Here is a 21530-nt window from a genome sequence, read left to right as displayed (position 1 = left end):
GAACTTCATGGGTCTCCCTGTGGACGGTTGTGCACCGTGGCCGGGCCGGGCATGACGCACTGGTCCAAAAGGCCTGCCGGTGCTCGGACGGTACCGCGAGGGCTCGGAAGCCTCGCTGGGCAGCACCCAGCCGGACGGCGAGAACCCGTCCCTCAATAACGTCCCCCGCGCTTGCTGTCCTCATAGTGCTTGAGGAGCGTGGCGACTTCGCCTCGGGCGGGATGGTCTGACGGAGCCAGCTCGAGAAACCGTCGATAGTGACGGGCCCCCTCATCGACCTTGTCCAACCGGGCCTTGGCGATCCCCATCAGCAGATGGCAGTCGGAAACCGAGGGGAACACCTTGAGACATTGCTCGGCCATCGCCGCGGCCTCCCGGTACTTCTGCTTCTTGATGAGTGCACGCGACTTGGTGACCCACTCATCGACAATCGCGACATCGTGTGCGTCCAATGGCGCGCTTTCGGAGGTCGTCCTCGGCGCGGAGGCCACCTGTTCCGCGTGCTTCCGCTCGTACTCTTCTATCAACGTTCGAGTCACCCCCGCGAGAGGATGACCGGGGTGGTTCGTGGCGAGGCTTTGATATCGCTGGACGGCCACGTCGAACTTCTTCATGCGCGCCATGCTGGCACCGGCGATGAACAGACAGTCCGGATGGTTCGTCACCAGAGTCAGGCACTTCTCCGCCATGGCGGAGGCCGACTGGTAATCGCCTCGCTCGAGCAATCTCCGGGCATGACGCACGTCATCCTTGGTCGCGCCCGGGGGATCTTCTTCCGGGCGGACAAGAAGAGGAGTCGGTGAATCGGGAGCGTCCGAAGCCCGCGGTCCGAGCTTCGACAAGGGCAGCGGGGGTGGCCCCCCTGCTCTCGGAGGCGCGATGACGTACGCATAGAAGGTGCCGACGACAATCACCAGCACCGCCGCGAACGCAGCCATCGCGCCCCAGCCCATCATCCCGCCACGTGTTGACGTGTTCGTCGCGGGCCGGTGGGACTCCAGGGCCTCCACCGTGGGATGGGCGTCGCCCACCGCCCCCGTCGCCAGCAACAGCTTGCGCGTGGGCCGCTGTGCACCCGGCTTCAAATCCAGCTCCATCTCCGTCTCGGCCCGGGAAGAGGCCTCCTTCGCCAGCTCCTTCTTCGCAGGTACCTCCGGCGGCGCCCCGCTCGCACGCCACACCGTCAGCTCGTCGATGAACGAGGTGGGGACCGACAGCTCCCTCCCCTCCACCGCCATGTCTCCCCGGAACAGCACCCGGACCAGGTATGCCAGGTTCATCGTCGAGAACCGGGGCGCATGCGAATAGAGGAACTGCGCCAGCGCATCCGCGAATGCATTCGCCGACTCGAAGCGCGCCTCGATGTTCACCGACAGCGCCTTCATGACGAGCTCATCCAACTCGACGGGAAGGTCTGGGCGCACCTCTCGGGGTGAGGGGAACTCCCCGTGCGCCATGCGCATCATCACCGCCGCCTGAGTCCCGGTGACGGGGCGCTGCCCGCACAGCAGCTCGTACAACACCAGGCCCGTGGCCCAGACATCCGTGCGAGCATCCACCTCTTTTCCCCGCGCCTGCTCGGGCGAGAAGAAGTGGTACTTGCCCTTCACCACTCCGGGCTCGGTCTTGAAGTTGCGCGCCATCTCCGCCTTGGCGATGCCAAAGTCGACGATCTTGACCTGTCCCTCGTAGCTGATGAGGACGTTGTCCGGAGAGATGTCGCGGTGGACGATGCCCAGGGGCTTGCCCTTGTCATCCGTGCGCGTGTGCGCGTAGTGCAGGCCCCGGCACATCTCCAGGGCGATGTAGACGGCCAGGGGAATGGGCATCCGCTGCAGGCCCGTCTTCACCGCGCGCTTCAGGACGTGGTGGAGCGGCTGTCCATCCACCAGCTCCATCGCCAGATAGTACTGACCTTCCACCCGCCCGAAGTCGAACACCTGGGCGATGTTGCCGTGGGACAGCGTGGCCGAGATGCGCGCCTCGTTGATGAACATCGAGATGAAGGCATCATCCTCGACGAACTCGGGGAGGACCTTCTTGATGAGAACGGACTTGGTGACGCCAGCGTCGCCCATCCATCGGGCACGCCACGTCTCCGCCATTCCCCCCCGACCAAGCCAGGACACCAGCTCGTATCGGCCGAACTTGTCGCCGGGCTGCAAGGCCATATCAATCCGCAACCTACCCCACATTCCAGGGAGCCCGAACTTCCTGGGTCTCCCTGTGTGCTATGTTGCGCGCCGTGGCGAGTCTGGGAGACGAGGACGGGGATGACGCGCTGGTTCGAACCGATGCCCTGCCGGCGCTCCGGAGCCCCCGCTTCAGGGTGAAGCTGGCGGTGCTGTCCGGGCCGGACGCCGGCAAGGTGTACCCGCTGGCCCCCGGGCGTTACCGCGTGGGTTCGGAAGCCACCGCGGACATCGTCCTGCCGGATCGCGCCGTGTCCCGGCAACACCTGCTCCTGGAGGTCCGGGAGGATGGTGTGCGCGCGGTGGACCCTGGATCACGCAATGGCTCCTTCTGCGAGGGAATGCGCTTCTCCGAATTGGAGGTTCGTCCAGGGGCCACCCTGACCCTGGGTACCACGGAGCTCAAGCTGGTTCCGGAGGGTGAGAAATCGAAGGCGCTTCCCCTCTCCTCTCGCAGCAGCTTCGGAGGACTGGTCGGCAACAGCCGGCGCATGCGAGAGGTCTTCACGCTGCTGGAGCGACTGGCCCAGGGCGAGTCCGACGTGCTCATTCAAGGCGACACGGGCACCGGCAAGGAGCTGTGCGCGGAGGCCATCCACACACACGGCCCTCGCAACAAGGGGCCGTTCATCATCGCGGACCTGGCGGGCATTCCGCCGCAGTTGCTCGAAAGCGAACTGTTTGGCCATGTGAAGGGCGCCTTCACCGGGGCCCAGGCTGATCGCGCAGGGGCCTTCGAGCGGGCTCACGGGGGCACCCTCTTCCTGGATGAAGTCGGAGAGCTTCCGTTGGAGGTGCAGCCGCGACTGCTCCGCGTGCTGGAGCGCCGACAGGTGAAGCGCGTGGGCGCCAATGACTACCGCACCTTCAACGTGCGAGTCGTGGCCGCCACGCACCAGGACCTGGAGGGCGCGGTGAAGCAGGGCCGCTTTCGCGGCGACCTCTTCCACCGGCTCGCGGTGCTGCGCGTCGTCCTGCCGGCACTGCGTGAGCGTCCCGAGGACATCCCGCTGCTCATCGACACCGTGCTGTCGCGATTGGGCAAGCCGCCCAGCGCGCTGTCGGACGTCACCCGCGCGCTGCTGACGCAGTACCCGTGGCCCGGAAACGTGCGCGAATTGCGCAACGTGGTGGACCGCGTGGTGAGCCTGGGTGAAGAAGCCCTGCCGGACATGGACCTCCCGGACGTGCCCGCGCCGGTGCCTCCGCGGCAGGAGGACCCGGAGTCGACGCAGTCGTTGACGCTCGACCTGCCGTTCAAGGAGGCCAAGGAGCAGCTCATCGAGGGCTTCGAGCGCGACTACCTGCGCAACCTCGTCGAACGCTGCGAAGGCAACGTGTCGCGCGCCGCGCGCGAGGCGGGGATTGATCGCGTCTACCTGCGCAAACTGCTGCGCAAGCACGGGCTGGACTCGGGCAGCCCCTGAGCCGACGGGAAGCTCTCGCCTGTCGTGAGCGGTGCGCGGCCCCGGCAGGCCCACGCGCGCCTTCCTCCACCCACCCGACCGCACAGGCAAACCCGCTCGCGGGTAGAAGAAATCCACGAGGAGCCGTGGCCGACCCCGACGTGCTGGGGTCTACCGGCTGAAGCCCTGCCGTATCTCCGAGGGTTTTCGAATCAGGTGGGGTTGGCGCGGGGCCAGCTCCCCAGGCGAGGCGTCGGGACCTGTTCCCGGCGCCTCGTTTTTTATCGGCGCCGGGAGCGCCGGGGCCTTCAGTAGACGACGAGCGCCTGCGGCGAGTGGTAGCTGACGATGGTCAGCACCGGGATGCGCGGCGCCTCGGCGTCATCGTCCGTGCCGCCCGACGTGAGCCGCACCCCGTCGAAACGCGCCAGGAACACGTAGTCGCGGCGCGCCTCCAGGAATGGATCCGCGCCCTGCAGCCTGCCCAGGGCTTCGCGGCCCGTCTCGTCGGAGATGTTGTCGTAGTGCTTGCGCGTCGTGGTGACGCTGCTGCGCTCCCGCGTGCTCACGCTGCCACCCAACTGCCCCGGCCCGGTGAGCTGCGTCTGCCCGCCCAGGTCCCCGGAAGAGATGCTGGAGATATCGTACGTCTCACCGAGGCCCACCGGCGCGTTCGTCTCCACCGAGGCCAGCGTGTGCTCCACCAGCCAGACGGTGGGCTTCTCCCCTTCCGAACGCTGATCCGCCACGCGCGCGCGCAGCATGACGTAGCGGCCCTTGTACGTGTCGGGACGCTCCACCGCGGACGCGAGCGAGAAGATGGGAATCTTGCGCTCCTGGAGATACTGAAGCTCGCCGGACACGCTGCCTCCGCGCTGGGCGACGACGCGCGCGATGAGCGAGGCCGCGTCGGGACGCACGCTGAGGTCCTGAGCCCAGGCGCCTCCCAGCAGCGCGCGAATCTGGGTGAAGGGCGTCAGCTCGATGCAGGCCTTGAGCGCCGCCCAGCCCTCGTCGCGCGACTCCGCCTGGAGCCGGCGCGCGGCGGCCTCACACAGCGCCGGATTGGGATAGCGCGCGGCGAAGGCCTTGGGGTCGGCCGACGCGCGGAGCGGCGGGGCCTCCGGCGCGCTCGTCACGAGGGGGGCCTCCTCGCGAGGCGAGGCCTCCGTCCACGTGACGTGGGAGTGCGACGCGCCGCAACCGGCGGCGAGCGAGCCCAACAGGGCCCAGGTCGAAAGAGTCCAAGAATGGTGGCGCATGGAGCTGACTCCTAGAGCGAGGCGGAACCGGAACGCGAGGAGCGCTGCCGCTCATGGGCGGTGGGCGCGGAGGAGGCTCCCGACTGCGCGGGCAGCGCGACGGAGCATGCGTCCTCGCAGCGCTCGCTCAGGCACGCGAGCGTCGCGGGAGAGGTCTGTTGCTGGGACACGTCCGCGTAGCACCGGTCCGCCGCTCCGGGGCAGCCCTTGCGCGCGGCGCACTCACAGCACGGCGCGGCCACGGTGGCCATGAGCTGCACTTCCTGGAGGACACTGGACAGGCCCCGGTAGCAGGTCCTGGCACCCGGCGCGAAGCGGCCCTTCGCGTCCACGATGGGCGAGTTGCCTCCGAGTCCGCACTGGTCGGCCGCGGTGAGATAGCGGCGCTCACACAGCGAGATGAGCGTCGCGTCGGTGCGACCGTCGCGGGCGTTGCCCACGGACTCCGTGCACAGCGCGCGGGAGATGTCCTTGAGCAGCTTGCGGTTCGCCGTGTCCTGTTCGGTGGTGGCCGCGCTAGCCGTGGCGTCGGATTCGAAGACACACTCCTTGCCTTCGCGAAGCGTGTCGATGGTGCACGCCCACGCCGTTGGAGAGTCATTGGAAACGGGCGGCGCCGCGAGCGCGTCCGGCGACAGCACCGGAGGAGTGGCTTCGGGAGTGGAGCCCAACAGGAAGAGGGAGACGAGGATCGCCTTCATGGACATGGGAGGTTAGGCCGTTGGTGAGCGACACACAAACGGTGCTTCCATGCACTGTTCTCGGATGGCGCATATCGCCATCCAGTTGTCCGCTCCCGGGCACCCTCCCCCACCTGGGTCGAACATGCCCACGTCCTCAAGCCTGGGCCCGAGAGTGCGATTCCAGCACCATCTCGCGGGATGTTCCCCATTGAGCGCGTGGTGCGTACTGTTCCCACAGCGGCCCCAGGAAGAACCGGCCGAAGCGGTCCATTGCCAACGTCCCCGCGCCCTCGCGTCGAGCGGGCTGCATGCTGGAGATGAGCGAGAGGAGCTGGCCCACTCCCAGCGTCAGCACACCAGCGCCCACCACCGGCCCCTGGGCATTCATGCCCTCATGGAGCTGGCACAAAAGCCGCGTCGAGCCCTTCCACGCATCCTCTTCTTTCCGGTCGACGACGACCTTCGTCCCCGCCAGGAAGTAGTCGCGCCCTTGATGCGGAAACCGCAGTCCATAGGTCATCACCCGCGTGCCGGGTGTCTCCGGGGGCCGGAAGATGTTGAAGCTTCCACGCCGCACCGGCAGGTCCTCGCCGAACGGCGCGAAGCTCAGCCGCGCCACCAGCCTCGCCGAACACTTCACGTCACTGACGAAGGCGTCCAGGTCGCTGACGCTGATGGTGCAGTGGACCGTCATCGTCTGGGCATCCGGATGCAGCGCGCCCTCCGTCGGGTCCGTGACGCCGAGCGTGAACCGTCCCGTGAGCGACTCGACAAAGGTCAGGTCGGGTGAGGGCTCCGTGGTCCGGGTCATCTCCGGAGTGAGCGGCAGGCCTCGAGTGCCACACACGTCGAGATAGCGCCACGTGTCCGAGTACCCCATGTCGATGAGGGCCGCGGCGGTGGCACGACCCGCGTGGAGGTCCGGGTCGAGCGCGAGCGGACGCTCGGGCTTGATGAGGTGCACGGCGATGGAGCGCCGGTGGCCCAGCACGACTTCGCCCGCTTCGATTCGCGCGTTGATGTCCTCGATGACACGAAGCTGTGCGAACAGCGCGCCGTTGGCGCTCATCTCCACGAGATAGGCGTACTGCTCGAAGAGGCCATCGTCACGGACGGGCGTGTTGCCCACGCACCACAACACCCACAGCTCGTTCGCTCCCCGGCGCACGGCCTCGAGCAGGTGCGTGTCCTGCGTCCACAGCGCATCGGTGTAGAGCCTGCCCTCCCGCTCCACCGGAGGCATGAGGATGGGCGGAGAGATGGCCGCCAGCAACATCTCCTTGTCCAGCTCCCGATGGGGGATGGCCATGTCTGTCTTCCGCGCGAAGTCACAGACGTGGAACGTGCCCTCCACGAGCGAGCTGGCGCGGATGGCCGCCAGGTCGATTCCCAGGTGGGGGAAGACGCGCTGGAGGACCTTCTCCGGATCTCCCAACGGCTCGACATGAAGCACGTCCAGTGACTTCCTCGGGGCCGCGTGGGTCAGGAAGTCCTCCACGGACAAGGTCCGCCACCGCGCACACGCCTCGCCGGGTGACACGCCGGACAACAACATCGCCAGGTTGAGGGAGCCCGCGGACGTCGCATCCGCGAAATGGAAGCCGAGGTCCGCATCCTCCAGCGCGCGAATCGCTCCCGCCTGCCAGGCCACGCGCAGTCCACCGCCCACGAGGATGAGTGCGCGCTTCCGGGGACCGAGCGTGTCCACCGGGCCACCTCTCCGCTCCTCCGTCGCTTCGGCCACTTCCAAATGGGACGCGCGTTCCAGCTCCGTGTCGGGGGCTCGGGCGGTGACGGCTTCGGGGGGCGGCGGTTCGAGAGCGCGCTCCTCGGGCCGCAAGCCGTCCTCACGCCGCCACTTCCAGGGGGCCTTCCTGCTCGACATCTCCCAGGCCCCCCGCTCCGTGAGCAGGAGGTAGCCGAACACCAGCACCCCACCGACCAGACACACGAGCGCGAGGACGAGCAGCGGGGACAAGCGCTGTCCCACCAGCACGGTCAGATACAGCTCCGCCGCGACCGCGATGAGAATCGCGGAGAGGATGGCGAGCGCCCGGCGCCCGGATGGATTGGACGGTTCGACTGGCATGACGCGGGCCCCCTCGTCTCGACTCGACCAGGTGCCTCACGCTCGTGACGGATTGAACGCGAGACCCGCCCCCTCCGGCGGCACGGCGTCAGCCAGGGGAACCTGTCGAAAACGTGGGCCAGCGCCCGGGGACGCGCAACCCACGCGCGGGTCGCGAATGCCAGCGATGGGCCTTCTGACCGGGCCCCGATTCACCCGCGAAGCGCCACCTCGGCCACTCGGGTCATGAAACACTGCGCGATGGAGTAGCAACCCAGGCACCCGAGGAGACCCGATGTCGCGACAGCCAGGCACGAACTGGACGGCCTATGACGACGGCACCTCCCTGGGGTGGATGGGCTCGCAGGGCGGCACCATCGCCCGGGATGAAGAGCAGGAGGGCCAACTGCGCCTCACGTATGAGGTGGATGACTCGCGCTCCTTCCACGCCCTCACCTGCTCCGTGACGGGCTGGCTCCTCCACCACCGCTTCTTCGACAACGCCGAGCAGGCTCTTGCCGAATTCGAGGCCATGAAGCCGGCGCTCGAGGACCTGCGCGCCCAGCTCCGCGAAGGCGGTCCAGGCTCTCCGGAGGAAGCACGTCGAGGGGGACCGGTGCTCGCCGCGTTCCTCGCGCGCTTCTCCTGACGCCGTTCCTCCGCGACATTTCCAGCCGGCCTCCGTTGAGGAGGACGACGGCTCCGGAGCGCCCCATGTCACCCAAGAAGAAGTGGTCGAAGCTGGACGCGGCGTTGCTGTCCGCCGTCGAGAAGTCGAACGCCAAGGCGGTGGCCAGGCACCTGTCGGACGGGGCCAGCCCCGACACGCGCGATGCCAAGGGCTACTCCGTGCTCCACACGGCGTGCTCCGAGAATGACGTCGACATCGTCCGCCTGCTGCTTGACGCGGGAGCGGACGTGAAGGGGCTGGATGCCGAGTCCGCCATTCCCCTCAGCTTCGCCACGGCCCACCCGGGCGCCGAAGCCATCGAGTTGGTGAAGCTGCTCATCGACAAGGGCGCCGACGTCAACCACGCGTGGAAGGACGAGGCCGGCTCCACCGTGCTCACCGACCTGCTGAACCAGGAGAACAACGAAGAGCCCTCGGCGAAGGTCCTCGAGTTGCTGCTGCGCGCGGGAGCGAATCCGAACATCCCCAACGGACGGGGCGAGACACCGCTGATGCTGTCCATCGACTTCAAGGCGCAGCCGAAGTTGTTCGAGCTGCTGCTGGAGCATGGCGCGCGGGTGGACGCGGTCGACTTCAATGGCTCGTCCGCGTTGATGCAGGCGGTGCGTTACGGAAACGTCAGGGCGTTCGAGCGGCTCATCGCCAAGGGCGCGGACGTCCACCTCACCACCACGGATTCGGATGGAAACACGGCGCTGACCATGGCGCTCGACCTGGACGAAGTCTTCGGAGAGCCCTCCGCGAAGGTGTTGGGCGCGCTGCTCCGCGCGGGAGCGAATCCGAACAAGCCCAATGCGCGCGGCTGGTATCCCCTTCACCTCGCGGCCCATCTCGAGGACCCGAAGTCCGTCACGCTGCTCCTTGCCGCGGGGGCGGACCCGAAGGCCACGAGTCAGCGGGGCTACTACCCCATCGACACCGCGAGCTTTCGCGGGAACACCCGGGTGATGAAGCGCCTGCTGGCCGGAGGAAGCCCCACGCTGGCGCAGGCCACGGAGAATCGCGCCGAAAGCGTCTGGAAGCGCATTGGCGCGTGGGCCGCCCGACGCAACAAGACCTATGCGCAGGGCCTCGAGAACACCCGCCCCGCGACCGAGGCGCGCGTCGCGGCCCTGGAGAAGGCGCTCGGGGCGGAGCTGCCGTCGGACTTCCGCGCGTTCCTCCTCCGATTCGGCGGGGGGACTCCACCGGGAAAGCCCAGCGTGTCCATCGCCGAGTACGCGGTGCTACCCGTGGAGCGGATCCTGAGCCGCTGGGAGGGGCTCCGGGACCTGGTGCAGAAAGGCACCTTCAAGAAGGCCACGCCCCATGAGCTGTCCAAGTCACAGAAGAAGGTGAAGTGGACCTGGTGGCATCCGGGCTGGGTCCCGTTCGTGGAGGATGGCGGGGGCAATCTCAAATGCGTGGACCTGGAGCCGGGCCCCGAGGGAACCCGTGGCCAGGTGATTGGCTGGGAGATTCGCGGCGGACCGCTGCGTCCCTACGCGCCCTCCATGGAGGAGTTCCTGGAGCACTATCTGGAAGACCTTGAGACCGGACGCATCGAGCTTCAAGAGGACTGAGCCGTCTCCGGTGGGTTCTCGGCGGCCAGCGTCTCGCCCGAGAAGCACACCTCGAGCCCGCCGTACTCGGACGGGCTCAACGTCAGCGCCCAGCCGTGCACCTGCGCGACGTGGTGGGCGATGTGGAGGCCCAGTCCCTGTCCTTCCGGAGCGCGAGTCCGAGCGATGTTGCCTCGGACACCCCGCTCCAGGATGCGCGCCCGCTCCTCGTCGGGGATGCCGGGCCCATCGTCGATGATCCGGAGCGCGAAGCGGCCCGCGCGAGTGCTCTCCAGGACGACGGCGACATGTCCGTCCTCGCGGCCGTAGCGCACGCCATTGCCCACGACGTTGCTCACGGCCTGCTCGATGAGCGTCACGTCACCGAGGACGCGCACGGGCGTCGCGGGCACACCGCTCTCCAAGGAGATGCGCTGCTGTCGGGCGATGGGCTGGTGTCTGCCGAGGACCCGGGCAATCACGTCATTGAGGTCCACGGGCGCGCGCTGGACGTGTGGCGCTCCGGCCTCCAGGCGAGTCGCCGCGGTGAGGTTGTGGACCAGTGAGGCCATGTAATGCGCCTCGCTCATGGCGGAGGCCACCTCGGCCGCGTTCACGGGCTCGCCTCGGGAGACGCGCTGCTGCATCGCGGACAGGTTGCCCTGGAGCACGGTGAGCGGCGTCATCACGTCGTGCGTCGTGTTGGCGAGGAAGTCCCGCAGCCCCTGCTCACGGGCCTCCTGCTGCGCCATCCGCGATTGAATCTCCGCGCGTGCCTCCTGGAAGGCACGGGCCAGGTCGGCGACCTCATCGTCGCCGCGCACGGACACGGGCTGCTCGTAGCCACTGCGCGCGGAGGCACGCACGTCCTCGGTGAGCATCCGGATGCGTCGCACCACGGGGCCCAGGGCCAGCACCACCGCCGCGACGACGATGGACACGAGCAGGCTCCAGTCCTTGAGCGGTGGAAGGAAGGACGACGAGGGGCCGGGGGGCTCCATGCGATGGGCGAGGACATAGGCACAGGGCCCGTCGTTCCAGGGCATGCGCACGAGCAACTCGAGGACCCGACGCCCGTCCTGCTCCGAGCGCCGCGCGACCGTCACCCCTTCGAGTGCGTCCTCCCGCATGTCCTTCGTCAGCGCGGGTGCACGGGGGTTCCGGGAAGCGAGCTGTGCGTCATAGGGAAAGAAGGCCACCCGAGGCGGCGCGCGCCCATCCGGCCCCAACGGAGGTGGGCCGCCGAAGTCCTCGGTGCCGCCCGCGCGAGGCGGGGGTGGACCGTTGAAGGTGTCGGGGCCACCGCCTCGCCCGGGCGGTGGTAGACCGTCGAACGTATCGGGTCCGCCAGGGCGTGGCGGACGTCCCTCGCCCAGGTCCGACGCTCTCGGCGGAGGTTCCCCGCGAGGTGGCCGCGCATCGCCATCCCCCGACCTCCTCGGAGGCGGCGGAGGTCGCCCATCATCGGGCCCGGGTGGACGACCGGGAGGCGCGGGGCGCTCGGAGGGCCTCGGCCGCCACGTCTCGGGCGCGGCCTCGCAGCGGGTGCGCTCCACCTGCATCTGCGCGAGCGTTGAGGCCTCCAGCACCTCTTCCTGCGAGCTGTCGCGCAACGACTGCTGGAAGTACGCCATCGCCACCACGACGGGCAGCACCGCCGCCATCGCCGTGAGCGCCAGCCGCAAGCGGAGCTTCACGAACCATCCCCCGCCACCAACCGGTAGCCCACGCCCCACACCGTCTCCACGCACTGCGCCGGCGCCAGCTTCCGCCGCAGCCGCGACACGTGCACGTCCAGCGTCCGCTCCGTCCCCTCACGCTCCGGATCCAACACGTGCTCCACCAGCCACTGCCGCGTCACCGCCTCACGAGGCCTGCGCGCCAGCGCCGCGAGCACCTCGAACTCCACCCGCGTCAGCTCCACCACCCGCCCCTCCACGCGCACCTCTCTCGCCTGGAGATCGACGCGCAGCGGCCCCAGCTCCAGCGCCGCATCCGCCTTCTGGAGCACCGGCCTCCGCAGCCGCGCGCGCACCCGCTCGATGAGCTCTTCAGGCCAGAAGGGTTTCGTCAGGTAGTCATCCGCGCCGAGCTTCAACGCACGCACCTTGTCCAGCGTGTCGTTGCGCGCGCTCAGGATGAGCACCGGCACCTCCGAGAAGCTCCGGAGCGCCTTGAGCATGTCCAGCCCGTATGTCCCTGGCAGCATCAGGTCCAACACCACCAGGCCCACGTCGGGAAGCTCCCCGGGCAGCAGGGTGCGCCCCTCCGTCCACCACAGCGCCTCGAAGCCCGCGCCCCTCAACTGCTCGACGAGCTGCGCGCCGAGCCGAGCGTCGTCCTCCACCAGCAGGATTCGCTCCCCCATGTCCCGCTCGCCTCCTCCCACCCGGACACCGAGGTGCCGTCATGAATGGATGAATGAAAGCCGACGGTATCCCGAAAGTCTTAAGACTCCCTTAACAGGAGCGGCTCATTCCGGGCCGGCCTGCCTGTCGCGGAGCAAGGCGGCGAGCTTCTCCAACGCGAGCCTCGCCCGGGTCTTCACCGTTCCGAGCGGGTCTCCCGTGCGCGCGGCGATCTCCCGCTGCGACAGGCCCTCGAAGTAGGCCAGCTCGACGACTTCGCGCTGCTCGGGGGGCAACGTCATCATCGCCCGGCGCACCCGCACGCGGTCCTGTCCATGCGACGTCGCTTCGTCCGGAGCGGGAGGCGTCGCGCTCTCCGGCGGCGGGTGGTGGGCCGCGCCCTCGGCGACGCGCGCGGCGGTGCCCATGGAGCGCAGCCGGTCGATGGCGCGCGTCCGGGCGATGGTCGACACCCAGGTCTCCAGCCCGCCGCGGTCCGGGTCGAAGTCGCGAGCGCGCCGCCAGACCTCGAGGAACGCCTCCTGGAGCACCTCCTCCGCGTCCGCTCGCGAGGGCAGCAGCCGCAGCATCACCGCGAAGGCCCTGGCCGCGCACCGCGCATAGACCTGGCGCATGGCCACGCCGCTGCCCAGGGCGACCTGCTGGAGCAGGGCCCTGTCGGCGGCGGGGTCGCTCGCCCGCTGAGCAGAGGGTGGAGGAAGCGCCATGTCCTTCCCGGATACCGCAATCCGAGGTGCGGATCCCAGCTTCATGTATGGGCAGCCGGGCAGTCAGCCCCTTTGAGGCCAATGGGTGGGCGTCCCCGAACGCCATCCCTAACGTTCACGAGCCAACGCGGCCGACGCGCAAGTCGTCCTTCATCAACGCACCCCGCGACACGCCGCCCAGCTTCACCCCACCTCAGACCTATAAGGGCCGCGAGCCGATATGAAAGACCGAATCGGGAGCGTGTTCATCGAGGGAATCAAGCCCCAGCTCGACGGCGGGCGCCACGCCGTCAAGCGCGTCGCCGGAGAGAGCCTCACCGTCCGCGCCGACATCTTCAAGGAGGGCCATGACGTCCTGGTCGCCGTCGTCCGCTGGCGTCAGGCTTCCCCACAGGAGCAGCAGACCGACTGGCGCGAAGTCCCCATGCGCCCGCTCGGCAACGACGTCTGGGAGGCGGAGTTCCCCCTCGCCCGGAATGGCCGCTACCAGTACACGATTGAAGCCTGGCCGGATCTCTTCCGGACGTGGACATCGGAGCTGAAGCGCAAGGTCGACGCGGGCCGGGATGTGCGCAGCGAGCTGCTGGAGGGCGCGGCGCTGCTGGAAGGCGCGGCGGCCCGTGCTCGAACGGTGGACGCGGACGACGCGCGAGTGCTCACCGAGGCCGCGGTGCGGATGCGTCAGCCTCCGACGCCGGACCTGTTGGCCGTGGCGCTGGCGCCGGAGCTGGCGACGGTGGCCTCCACGTATCCGGACCGCGCGCTGGCGCGGCGGCACGAGCCGGCGCTGGAGGTCTTCGCGGACCGGCCCAAGGCGCGCTTCGGCGCATGGTACGAGTTCTTCCCCCGCTCCGCGAAGCGCGATGGCCGCACGCATGGGACGTTCCAGGACTCGGAGGCGTGGCTGCCCTACGTCCAGGGCCTGGGCTTCGACGTCATCTACCTGCCTCCCATCCACCCCATTGGCCGCACCGCGCGCAAGGGGAAGAACAACAGCCTCAAGGCGGGCCCGGAGGACGTGGGCAGCCCGTGGGCCATCGGCGCCGCGGAGGGTGGACACAAGGCGGTGCACCCGAGCCTGGGCACGCTGGCGGACTTCCGTCACTTCGTGCAGGCCGCGCAGTCGTACGGCATCGAGGTGGCGTTGGACCTCGCGTACCAGTGCTCTCCGGACCACCCTTATGTGAAGGAGCATCCGGAGTGGTTCCAGCGCCGTCCGGATGGAACCATCAAGACGGCGGAGAACCCGCCCAAGCGCTACGAGGACATCGTCAACTTCGACTGGATGGGCCCCGCGCGAGAGGCGCTGTGGACGGAGCTGGAGTCCGTCGTGTTGCACTGGGTGCAGCAGGGCGTGCGGACCTTCCGCGTGGACAATCCCCACACCAAGCCCATCCAGTTCTGGGAGTGGCTCATCCGCCGCGTGCAGGACCGCCACCCCGACGTGCTCTTCCTCTCCGAGGCCTTCACCCGCCCCAAGGTGATGAAGGCGCTGGCGAAGGTGGGCTTCACCCAGTCGTACACGTACTTCACGTGGCGCAACTTCAAGGGCGAGCTCCAGGAGTACCTGGAGGAGATCACCACTCCGCCGGTGTCCGACTACTTCCGCGGCAACCTCTGGCCCAACACGCCGGACATTCTTCCGGAGCTCTTGCAGAACGCGGGGCCCGGTGCGTTCCGGCTGCGCGCGGCGCTTGCCGCGACGCTCTCCTCGGTCTACGGGATGTATTGCGGCTTCGAGCTGTGCGAGGGCCGCCCGTTGCCCGGCAAGGAGGAGTACCTGGACTCGGAGAAGTACCAGCTCGTCGCGTGGGACCCGGACCGACCGGGGAACATCCGGGACTGGATTGCTCGCCTCAACAACGCGCGCCTCACCCAGCCCGCGTTCCACACCTACGACACGCTGCGTTTCTTCGAGTCGGACAACGAGCGGGTCCTCTTCTACGGCAAGCGCACTCCGGACGGCACCAGCACGGTGCTGGTGGCGGTGAGTCTGGATCCATACTCGCCGCAGGAGGCGCTGTTGCGACTTCCGCTGGAATGGCTTGGCGCGAACGCCGATGAGACCTATCAGGTGCACGAGCTGATGAAGGACGAGCGCTCGTTGTGGCAGGGCTCCGACGTCCAGGTGCGCCTGACTCCCGAGCAGCCCGCGGCCGTGTGGGCCGTCTACCGCTTCCGCCGTACCGAGCACGCGTTCGACTACTACGAGTGACAACCCGAGAGGCGTATGGACCTGGATCCCCTCTGGTACAAGAAGGCCCTCATCTACGAGCTGCACCTCCGAGCGTTCCACGACTCCAACGGCGACGGGCATGGCGACATCCCGGGCCTGATTGAAAAGCTCCCATACCTCCAGGACCTGGGCGTCGACTGCCTGTGGATCCTCCCCCACTACCCTTCTCCGCTGCGCGATGACGGCTACGACATCGCGGACTACTACGGCGTCCACCCGGACTACGGCACGCTGGCCGACTTCCAGCGGATGGTGGAGGAGGCCCACAAGCGCGGCATCCGCATCATCACCGAGCTGGTGGTCAACCACACCAGCGACCAGCACCCCTGGTTCCAGGAGGCGCGGAGCGATCCGAAGAGCCCCAAGCGCGACTGGTACGTCTGGAGCGACACGGACGAGAAGTACAAGGGCGCGCGCATCATCTTCACGGACACCGAGCGCTCCAACTGGACGTGGGATCCGGTGGCCAAGCAGTACTTCTGGCACCGCTTCTTCAGCCACCAGCCGGACCTGAACTACGACAACCCTCAGGTGCAGGAGGCGATGCTGGACGCCATGCGCTTCTGGCTGAACATGGGCGTGGACGGCTTCCGCTGCGACGCGGTGCCGTACCTGTTCGAGCGCGAGGGCACCAACTGCGAGAACCTTCCGGAGACGCACGCCTTCCTCAAGCGCCTGCGGAAGACCATCGACGCCGAGTACCCCGGGAAGATGCTGCTGGCGGAGGCCAACCAGTGGCCCGCCGACGTGCGCGTCTATTTCGGCGACGGCGACGAGTTCAACATGGGCTTCCACTTCCCGGTGATGCCGCGCCTGTTCATGGCCATCCGCCGCGAGGACCGCACGCCCATCGTCGAAATCATGCAGCAGACGCCGGATATCCCCGACACGTGTCAGTGGGCCCTCTTCCTGCGCAATCACGATGAGCTGACGCTGGAGATGGTGACGGACGAGGACCGGGACTACATGTACCGGGAGTACGCCACGGACCCTCGGATGCGCATCAACCTGGGCATCCGTCGCCGGCTCGCGCCGCTGATGGACAACGGGCGCCGGCGAATCGAGCTGATGCACAGCCTGCTCTTCACCCTGCCCGGCACGCCCGTCCTGTACTACGGCGACGAGATTGGCATGGGGGACAACATCTACCTGGGCGACCGCAACGGCGTGCGCACGCCCATGCAGTGGACGGGAGACCGCAACGCGGGCTTCAGCCGGGCGGACTACGCGCGCCTGTACGCGCCCGTCATCGCGGACCCCGTCTATGGCTACCAGTCCATCAACGTGGAGGCGCAGGAGCGGGTGAAGTCCAGCCTCCTGCACTGGGTGAAGCGGATGATTCGCATCCGCCAGCGCTACCCCGTCTTCTCCTTGGGAACGCAGCGCTTCCTTCCCATGGAGAACCGCAAGGTGATGGCCTTCGTGCGGGAGTGGGAAGGCCAGACGGTGCTGGTGGTATGCAACCTGTCCCGCTTCGCGCAGCCCGCGGTGATGGACTTGCGAGACTGGGAGGGCATGGTGCCCGTCGAGATGATTGGCGAGACGCCCTTCCCTCGAATCAGTGACCTGCCCTATCAACTGTCGATGGGCCCCTACATGTTCTTGTGGTTTCGGCTGGACAAGCCGCTGCCGGGAGGAGGAAGCCGCGCGTGACGACCTTGGACCTGACGAAGCTGCCGGAGTACCTCAAGAGTCAGCGCTGGTTCGCCGGGAAGGCCTGGCCCATCAAACAGGTCAGCGTGGTGGACCACGCCAACCTGGACGCCTCGCCGTGCAACCTGTCGCTGGCCGTGGTGGAGGTCGCCTACGAGCTGGGCCAACCCGAGCGCTACCTGCTGCCGGTGAAGCCCTCGTCGGATGGAATCCGGGACGCGCTGGAGGACGACGGCTGCATTCGCGCCCTGTTCGACCTCATCCGTGACGGCGCCCAGCTCCCCTCCGCTTCGGGCCGCATCGTGGGGGAATGGATCGCCGGGCCCGAGGGCCTGTTGGGCCTGCCCTCGCCGCTCACGGTGCGCCGGTTGATGGTGGAGCAGAGCAACACCTCCATCGTGCTGGGCGAGAAGGTCATCGTGAAGATCATCCGCAAGCTGGAGGCCGGGGTGAACCCCGAGCACGAGGTGGGGCGCTTCCTGGCCACGCGGACGACGTTCCGGGCCACCCCCGCCCTGCTGGGCGCGCTGAGGCTGGAGGGCGCCGCCGGAGCGACGCTCGCGCTGGCGCACCGCTTCATCCCCGACGCGGTGGATGGGTGGAAGTACACGTTGGACAGGCTGCGCCAGGCGCGGCCGGTGGGCGACCGCTTCCTGGAGGAGATGGAGGAGTTGGGCGGGCGGCTGGGAGACCTGCACCTGGCCTTCGGCTCGGCGCCCATGGACGACGCGGCCTTCGCGCCGGAGCCGTTGCTGCAGGAGGACCTCCAGCGCTGGAGCGCGTCCATCGTCGGCGAGCTGGGGGTGACGCTGGCGGAGGCGGGCCGACTCCATCCGGACCTGGAGGGGCGCCGCGAGGGGCTCATCGAGTACGCGAAGCGGCTGGCCCAGGTGGCGCCGTCCGGACAGAAGATCCGCATCCACGGCGACCTGCACCTGGGCCAGGTGCTGCGGGCCAACAACCAATGGCTCATCTTCGACTTCGAGGGTGAGCCGGCGCGCAGCTTCACGTCGCGGCGGGAGAAGTACAGCCCGCTGCGAGACGTGGCGGGGATGATTCGCTCGTTCGACTACGCGGAGGCCACGGTGGCGTTGGAGGGCGGCACGCCGCGCGGGCGCGTGGGGCCCAGCCGGGCGGCATTCCTGGAGGGATATCGCAAGGCGACCCAGGGGGCGGCCTTCCTTCCCACGGACGCCGCGGCATTCGACACGATGTTGCGCGCGTTCGAGCTGGAGAAGCTCCTGTACGAAGTGAGGTATGAGATGCAGAACCGGCCTGACTGGGTGCGCATCCCCGTCGAGGCCCTCTTGCGGATGGAGGAGTCCCAGTGAGGAAGCCCGCGGAAAAGGTGCAGGTCGACGCGGAGCTGCGGCGCGTGGTGGAGCTGCGGCACCCGGAGCCCCACTCCGTGCTCGGCATCCATCCGGACGGCGACGGCGTGGTGGTCCGCGCCTTCCGTCCTGACGCCGTGGCCATCCACGTCCTCCCCGAGTTCGGAGGCCGCGTCCCGATGACGCACCGCCAGGACGGCGTCTTCGAGGCCCGCATCAACGGACGGGACAAGACCTTCGGATATCTCTTGGAGGTGGAGTACCCCGGCAAGCGCGTCTTCACGCTGAGAGACCCGTACAGCTTCCTTCCCACGCTCGGGGAGATGGACCTGTACTACGCGGGTGAGGGACGCCACGAGCGGCTCTGGGAGCGCATGGGCGCGCACCTCCTCCACCACAACGGCACGCGAGGCGTGTCCTTCGCGGTGTGGGCGCCCACGGCGGCGGGGGTCTCCGTCGTCGGCGACTTCAACAGCTGGGATGGCCGGCTGCACTCGATGCGGCGCATGGGCGCGTCGGGCATCTGGGAGCTGTTCGTTCCGGAGGTGGGCGAAGGCGCGCGCTACAAGTTCGAGATTCGCCCCGGCCAGGGCGGTCCTCGCGTGCTGAAGTCGGACCCGTTCGCCTTCCGCACCGAAGTGCCTCCGGCCACCGCGTCCGTGGTGCATGACCTGGGACGCTACGGCTGGGGTGATGGCGCGTGGCTGGAGACGCGCACGAAGAAGTCCGACGTCACGCACCAGCCATGGAGCGTGTACGAGGTGCACCTGGGGAGTTGGCGCCGCGTGGTGGAGGACGGCGATCGCCCCATGACGTACCGCGAGCTGGGGCCCGCGCTGGCCGAGTACGTCAAGCACATGGGCTTCACGCACGTGGAGCTTCTGCCCGTGTCGGAGCATCCCTACGGTGGTTCGTGGGGTTACCAGGTCAGTGGCTACTACGCGCCCACCGCGCGCTTCGGCCATCCGGACGACTTCCGCTTCCTGGTGGACCACCTGCATCAGGAGGGCATCGGCGTCATCGTCGACTGGGTGCCCGGCCACTTCCCCCGGGATTCCGCCGCGCTGGGCGAGTTCGACGGAACGGCGTTGTATGAGCACGCGGACCCTCGCAAGGGCGCGCAGCCGGACTGGGGCACGCTGGTCTTCAACTTCGGCCGCAACGAGGTCCGCAACTTCCTCATCGCCAACGCGCTGTTCTGGATTGAGGAGTACCACATCGATGGCCTGCGCGTGGACGCGGTGGCGTCGATGCTCTACCTCGACTACAGCCGCAAGCAGGGCGAGTGGATTCCCAACCGCTGGGGTGGCCGGGAGAACGAGGAGGCCATCCAGTTCCTGCGCGAGCTGAATGAGACGGTGCGCCGCAAGCATCCGGGCGTCGTGGTCATCGCCGAGGAGTCCACCGCGTGGCCCAAGGTCTCCTCGCCCGTGAGCGAGGGCGGCCTGGGCTTCCACTTCAAGTGGAACATGGGGTGGATGCACGACACGCTGTCGTACTTCTCCAAGGACCCCATCTACCGGCAGTACCACCACAACCAGCTCACGTTCGGTCTGCTGTACGCGTTCAGCGAGCACTTCATGTTGCCGCTGAGCCATGACGAGGTGGTGCACGGCAAGGGCAGCTTGTACGGGCGCATGCCGGGAGACTCGTGGCAGAAGCGCGCGAACCTGCGTTCGCTGTTCGCGTGGATGTGGGCGCACCCGGGCAAGAAGCTGCTCTTCATGGGCGGTGAGTTCGGCCAGCCGTCCGAGTGGAACCACGACAAGAGCCTGGACTGGCATCTGACGCAGGACCCGGGACATCAGGGCATCCAGCGCCTCGTGGCGAAGCTGAACCACGTCTACAAGGAACTGCCCGCGCTGCACGACGCGGACAGCGAGCCGGTGGGCTTCCAGTGGCTCCAGCCGGACTCCGCGTCGTCGAACGTGCTGGCCTTCATCCGGCGCTCACGGCAGCCGGGGCGCCACGTCGTCTGCGTGGCCAACCTCTCCCCCACCGTGCGCGAGAACTACCGCGTGGGCTTCCCGCTGCACACCCACTACGTGGAGATCCTCAACTCCGACGCAGGCGAGTATGGCGGCTCCAACGCGGGGAACATGGGTCAGCTCCACACGGAGGCCACGGGCTGGGATGGACAGCCGGCTTCCGCGCTGGTCACCCTGCCCCCGCTGTCTGTATTGTGGTTCACGCCGGGCTGAAGACAAACAAGACATGAGACACAATCACAGGCGCCTCGAAATGTCTGTGATTGTGTTGGTTTTTCGTCGCGAGCCGTCGCGGCCACCCCTGAAAACCACTGAACATCCAGCCATGTAGGCATGGGCCTCGTGCGCTCCTGTGCCCAAGGGCGAAACGCCTGGGTTCCAGGGGCGAAAAACCACTGATCATCGGAGCATGTGGGCACGGGATTTCTCGCAAGGCCGATCGCCGAGTGATCGACTGGCCTCGAGTCCTGGAGGCGCTTTCCGACTCACTGATGAGGCGTTCAGTCATCTTCAAGCCCGCGTTATCAGGCCGAAATGGGCTCAACCCCTGATGATTTTTGGACAATCTGGACCGAGCCGGGGGGTGAAAAGCGCTGATGTTTCGTTCATGTAGGCACGACCTCTGAGATCGCAGGGAGATCTGAACGATGGAGCCCGGCGCTCGCTCCCCCTCCAGGCCACCCGTGACGGGTCTGACGCGGCGACGGGAGCATGCATTGCGGACCTCCTCGGCGGCCCCCACCGTATGGGACGACACCCCAGCGAGAGGAAAGCGCGATGGCCCGAAAGAAGATCGCCGAGGGATATGGCAGCACCAGCGAGCAACGCCAGCGGCAGCTCCAGGGCGACAGCTTTTCGGAACGTGCCCCTCACACCCCGGCCGAAGCCGAGGCCACCCGGAGCACTCCTGACAAGGACGGGACTGTCGTCACCGTCCATCCGCTGGAGGACGAGGACGAGACGGACCTCTGGCACGGCAAGCCGTGACCGCCGCGAGACGGGTGTCAGCGAGCAGACCTCGTCCTCGGCTCAGCGGGCGAGACACCGCTCCGCTGTGCTCACCCGTCGATGCTTCCCACGTCAACCGGGAAACGGTCGGATGAGAGTCGCTGGAGGCGAGGGCATGCGCATGGCAACCATTCGCCATGCGAACGCCCCGGGCTAGGCACGCATGAAGAGGAAATAGAGCAGCGCACTCAGCACCACGGAAACGAGGATGCTGCCCAGGCAGCCCAGCCGGTTCGAGAAGAAGAAGAACATGGGCGGAACAACCTAGCACTACTGCATCAGGGGTAGGCCGAAGAGGGAATGGGCGGCGGAGGGCTGGGCGGGCAGGCCCTCATTGCATTGGCCGCCATCGGCCCCACTCATGAATGGGGTATGGACTCCTTCATGAACGCCGC

Annotated in this window: 15 protein-coding genes; 8 read left to right on the top strand and 7 right to left on the bottom strand. The window is 67.9% G+C overall.

Annotation, left to right across the window (positions count from 1 at the left end; translation table 11 throughout):
• Positions 1-152 precede the first annotated feature (152 nt).
• The gene (locus HUW62_RS17850; RefSeq protein ID WP_176435105.1) at positions 153-2171 is read right to left on the bottom strand and encodes a serine/threonine-protein kinase; all 2019 of its coding nucleotides are present in this window, start codon (positions 2169-2171) and stop codon (positions 153-155) included.
• A gap of 62 nt (positions 2172-2233) precedes the next feature.
• Here HUW62_RS17850 and HUW62_RS17845 point away from each other — a divergent pair, with 62 nt between their 5' ends.
• Positions 2234-3619: a sigma 54-interacting transcriptional regulator gene (locus tag HUW62_RS17845; RefSeq protein WP_163869796.1), complete on the top strand. Its 1386-nt coding sequence runs from the start codon at positions 2234-2236 to the stop codon at positions 3617-3619.
• Between the two features lie 287 nt (positions 3620-3906).
• Here the strand turns inward: HUW62_RS17845 and HUW62_RS17840 are convergent, their stop codons facing one another.
• From HUW62_RS17840 to HUW62_RS17830, 3 genes are all read right to left on the bottom strand, one after another.
• The gene (locus HUW62_RS17840; RefSeq protein ID WP_176435104.1) at positions 3907-4860 is read right to left on the bottom strand and encodes a hypothetical protein; all 954 of its coding nucleotides are present in this window, start codon (positions 4858-4860) and stop codon (positions 3907-3909) included.
• An 11-nt stretch (positions 4861-4871) separates the two neighbouring features.
• Entirely contained in the window at positions 4872-5567 is a 696-nt protein-coding gene (locus HUW62_RS17835; protein WP_163869794.1) for a hypothetical protein, read from the bottom strand.
• Between the two features lie 130 nt (positions 5568-5697).
• Positions 5698-7632 (bottom strand): patatin-like phospholipase family protein, encoded by a 1935-nt coding sequence (locus HUW62_RS17830; RefSeq protein WP_176435103.1) that lies wholly within the window; start codon positions 7630-7632, stop codon positions 5698-5700.
• 274 nt (positions 7633-7906) lie between these two features.
• Here HUW62_RS17830 and HUW62_RS17825 point away from each other — a divergent pair, with 274 nt between their 5' ends.
• A complete protein-coding gene (locus HUW62_RS17825; protein WP_176435102.1) occupies positions 7907-8260 on the top strand; it encodes a hypothetical protein in 354 nt (117 codons plus the stop codon).
• A 65-nt stretch (positions 8261-8325) separates the two neighbouring features.
• A complete protein-coding gene (locus HUW62_RS17820) occupies positions 8326-9864 on the top strand; it encodes an ankyrin repeat domain-containing protein (protein WP_176435101.1) in 1539 nt (512 codons plus the stop codon).
• Here HUW62_RS17820 and HUW62_RS17815 read toward each other — a convergent pair.
• The 3 genes from HUW62_RS17815 to HUW62_RS17805 form a co-directional block, all read right to left on the bottom strand.
• A complete protein-coding gene (locus tag HUW62_RS17815; RefSeq protein WP_368670436.1) occupies positions 9852-11540 on the bottom strand; it encodes a sensor histidine kinase in 1689 nt (562 codons plus the stop codon). The genes HUW62_RS17820 and HUW62_RS17815 overlap by 13 nt on opposite strands.
• A complete protein-coding gene (locus HUW62_RS17810; protein WP_163869789.1) occupies positions 11537-12211 on the bottom strand; it encodes a response regulator transcription factor in 675 nt (224 codons plus the stop codon). The genes HUW62_RS17815 and HUW62_RS17810 overlap by 4 nt, the downstream gene beginning before the upstream one ends.
• Before the next feature lie 105 nt (positions 12212-12316).
• Positions 12317-12919 carry a sigma-70 family RNA polymerase sigma factor gene (locus tag HUW62_RS17805; protein ID WP_176435100.1) on the bottom strand — a complete coding sequence of 201 codons (603 nt, stop codon included), beginning with the start codon at positions 12917-12919 and terminating at the stop codon, positions 12317-12319.
• A 220-nt stretch (positions 12920-13139) separates the two neighbouring features.
• Between HUW62_RS17805 and HUW62_RS17800 the strand changes: the two genes are divergently transcribed.
• The 5 genes from HUW62_RS17800 to HUW62_RS17780 all read left to right on the top strand — a co-directional run bounded on the left by HUW62_RS17800 (position 13140) and on the right by HUW62_RS17780 (position 21114).
• Positions 13140-15134 (top strand): alpha-1,4-glucan--maltose-1-phosphate maltosyltransferase, encoded by a 1995-nt coding sequence (locus HUW62_RS17800; RefSeq protein WP_163869787.1) that lies wholly within the window; start codon positions 13140-13142, stop codon positions 15132-15134.
• 15 nt (positions 15135-15149) lie between these two features.
• Entirely contained in the window at positions 15150-16808 is a 1659-nt protein-coding gene (gene treS / locus HUW62_RS17795) for a maltose alpha-D-glucosyltransferase (RefSeq protein ID WP_176435099.1), read from the top strand.
• On the top strand, positions 16805-18139 hold the full coding sequence (locus HUW62_RS17790) for a phosphotransferase (RefSeq protein WP_163869785.1): 1335 nt from the start codon (positions 16805-16807) through the stop codon (positions 18137-18139). Before treS ends, HUW62_RS17790 begins: the two co-directional genes overlap by 4 nt.
• Positions 18136-20340 (top strand): 1,4-alpha-glucan branching protein GlgB, encoded by a 2205-nt coding sequence (glgB, locus tag HUW62_RS17785; RefSeq protein WP_176435098.1) that lies wholly within the window; start codon positions 18136-18138, stop codon positions 20338-20340. The genes HUW62_RS17790 and glgB overlap by 4 nt, the downstream gene beginning before the upstream one ends.
• Before the next feature lie 564 nt (positions 20341-20904).
• Positions 20905-21114, top strand: a complete 210-nt coding sequence (locus HUW62_RS17780; RefSeq protein ID WP_163869783.1) for a hypothetical protein — start codon at positions 20905-20907, stop codon at positions 21112-21114.
• Positions 21115-21530 lie beyond the last annotated feature (416 nt).

Source organism: Myxococcus sp. AM011 (assembly GCF_013372595.1).
In the GTDB taxonomy this organism is placed as follows: domain Bacteria; phylum Myxococcota; class Myxococcia; order Myxococcales; family Myxococcaceae; genus Myxococcus; species Myxococcus eversor.
This window is presented reverse-complemented; position numbering and strand designations above follow the sequence as displayed.

Excerpts from the sequence above, each read along its gene's own strand:
- HUW62_RS17825 (WP_176435102.1), top strand. The coding sequence starts at position 7,907 with ATGTCGCGACAGCCAGGCACGAACTGGACGGCCTATGACGACGGCACC.
- HUW62_RS17780 (WP_163869783.1), top strand. The coding sequence starts at position 20,905 with ATGGCCCGAAAGAAGATCGCCGAGGGATATGGCAGCACCAGCGAGCAA.
- treS (WP_176435099.1), top strand. The coding sequence starts at position 15,150 with ATGGACCTGGATCCCCTCTGGTACAAGAAGGCCCTCATCTACGAGCTG.
- HUW62_RS17810 (WP_163869789.1), bottom strand. The coding sequence starts at position 12,211 with ATGGGGGAGCGAATCCTGCTGGTGGAGGACGACGCTCGGCTCGGCGCG.
- HUW62_RS17845 (WP_163869796.1), top strand. The coding sequence starts at position 2,234 with ATGTTGCGCGCCGTGGCGAGTCTGGGAGACGAGGACGGGGATGACGCG.
- HUW62_RS17835 (WP_163869794.1), bottom strand. The coding sequence starts at position 5,567 with ATGTCCATGAAGGCGATCCTCGTCTCCCTCTTCCTGTTGGGCTCCACT.
- HUW62_RS17805 (WP_176435100.1), bottom strand. The coding sequence starts at position 12,919 with ATGGCGCTTCCTCCACCCTCTGCTCAGCGGGCGAGCGACCCCGCCGCC.
- HUW62_RS17830 (WP_176435103.1), bottom strand. The coding sequence starts at position 7,632 with ATGCCAGTCGAACCGTCCAATCCATCCGGGCGCCGGGCGCTCGCCATC.
- HUW62_RS17820 (WP_176435101.1), top strand. The coding sequence starts at position 8,326 with ATGTCACCCAAGAAGAAGTGGTCGAAGCTGGACGCGGCGTTGCTGTCC.
- HUW62_RS17850 (WP_176435105.1), bottom strand. The coding sequence starts at position 2,171 with ATGGCCTTGCAGCCCGGCGACAAGTTCGGCCGATACGAGCTGGTGTCC.
- HUW62_RS17800 (WP_163869787.1), top strand. The coding sequence starts at position 13,140 with ATGAAAGACCGAATCGGGAGCGTGTTCATCGAGGGAATCAAGCCCCAG.
- HUW62_RS17840 (WP_176435104.1), bottom strand. The coding sequence starts at position 4,860 with ATGCGCCACCATTCTTGGACTCTTTCGACCTGGGCCCTGTTGGGCTCG.